This is a genomic window from Mangrovihabitans endophyticus, from assembly GCF_014646155.1.
GTDB lineage: Bacteria > Actinomycetota > Actinomycetes > Mycobacteriales > Micromonosporaceae > Actinoplanes > Actinoplanes endophyticus.
The window spans coordinates 1-2006 of the sequence record NZ_BMMX01000046.1; the positions used below are offsets into that span (position 1 = coordinate 1).

The window sequence follows — 2006 nt, forward strand, 5'->3', positions numbered from 1 at the left end:
GCCACCATCGTCCCGCCCGCCGGCAACGCACTCATCAAGCGGCCCCGCGCCGAAATCAGCGTGCACGCATCCTCCAGGGAGAACACCCCGGCCACACACGCCGCCGCGATCTCCCCCACCGAATGACCCGCCAGCACCTCCGGGACGACACCCCACGACTCCAGCAACCGGAACAGCGCCACCTCCACCGCGAAAATCGCCGGCTGGGCGTTACCCGTGTCGTCTAGGTCATCCCAGTCGATGTCCAGATGCGCGCACACCTGGTCGAACGCCGCCGCGTAGACCGGGAACCGGGCATACAACTCCCGGCCCATCCCGACACGCTGCGACCCCTGACCGGTGAACACCGCACCCACCCGGCGCGGCGCCTCCGCCTCACCCCGCACCACCGAGTCGCCGAGCAGCACCGCCCGGTGGGACAGCCGGGCGCGGCCGGTGGCCAGCGAATGGCCCACGTCGGCCGGTGACAGCTCGGGATGTTCCGCGATCCAGTCGCGCAGCCGGTCGAGCTGCGCGTCCAGGGCGGCGGCGCTGCGGGCGGAGACCGGCCACGGGACCGGCCCGGCCGCCGCGGCCGGCGCGTACGGGCTGGCTTCCGCCTGTTCCAGCACGACGTGCGCGTTGGTGCCGCTGATGCCGAATGAGGACACGCCGGCGCGGGCCGGGCGGTCGGTCACCGGCCACGCGGTCGGTTCGGTCAGCAGCCGCACCTCACCCGATTCCCAGTCCACGTGTGAAGAGGGCGCGTCCACGTGCAAGGTCGCCGGCACCGTGCCGTGCCGCATGGCCTGCACCATTTTGATGATCCCGGCGACGCCGGCGGCGGCCTGGGTGTGGCCGATGTTCGACTTGATCGAGCCGAGCAGCAGCGGCCGGTCGGCGGGGCGACCCTGCCCGTACGTGGCCAGCAACGCCTGCGCCTCGATCGGGTCGCCCAGCGTGGTGCCGGTGCCGTGCGCCTCCACCACGTCGACGTCCATGGTGGACAGTCCGGCGGAGGCCAGCGCCTGACGGATGACGCGCTGCTGCGACGGGCCGTTGGGGGCGGTCAGCCCGTTGGACGCGCCGTCGGAGTTGACCGCCGAGCCGCGCACCACGGCGAGGATCGGATGGTTGTTGCGGCGCGCGTCGGACAGCTTCTCGACCACCAGCACGCCGACGCCTTCGGACCAGCCGGTGCCGTCCGCCGCCTCGGCGAACGCCTTGCACCGCCCGTCAGTGGCCAGCCCGCCCTGGCGGGTGAAGCCGGAGAAGCCCATCGGGGTGGACATCACCGCGACGCCGCCGGCCAGCGCCAGCTCACACTCGCCGGACCGCAGCGCCTGCCCGGCCAGGTGCAATGCCACCAGCGACGACGAGCACGCGGTGTCCACGGTGAGCGCCGGACCGGTCAGCCCCAGCGTGTACGCCACCCGGCCGGACACCACGCTGGCGGTGAGCCCGGTGGTGGCGTGTCCCTCGGCGTCCTCGGCCGAGCCCATCACCACGCCGATGTAGTCCACCCCGGATGCCCCGGTGAACACGCCGGTGCGGCTGCCGCGCAGGCTGGTCGGGTCGATGCCGGCGTGCTCCAGGGCCTCCCAGGAGGTCTCCAGCATGAGCCGCTGCTGCGGATCCATGGCCACCGCCTCGCGCGGCGAGACGCCGAAGAACCCGGCGTCGAAGTCCGCGGCCGGGATGAACCCGCCCTCGCCGGTGGCGCTGCGTCCGCTCTCGTCACCGCCTGGGCCGGCGCCGAGCAGGGCGTCCAGGTCCCAGCCGCGGTCGTCCGGGAATCCGGTGATGCCGTCGCCGCCCGTGTCGACCAGCCGCCACAGCGCCTCCGGGTCGTGCACGCCGCCGGGCAGCCGGCAGGCCATGCCGACGATGGCGATCGGCTCCTGCCGCCCGGACTCCGCCTCCTCCAGGCGGCGCCGGGTCTCGTGCAGGTCGGCCGTGACCCACTTGAGGTAGTCAACGAGCTTGCTGTCGTCGGACATGCGAGCAACCTTCCGTGTGCGCGACTG

Annotated in this window: 1 protein-coding gene; it reads right to left on the reverse strand. The window is 73.2% G+C overall.

Annotated features, from left to right (window positions below; all coding sequences use genetic code 11):
- On the reverse strand, positions 1-1979 hold a 1979-nt coding region (locus IEY73_RS28480), incomplete at its 3' end, for a type I polyketide synthase (protein WP_189082426.1).
- Between the last annotated feature and the right edge of the window lie 27 nt (positions 1980-2006).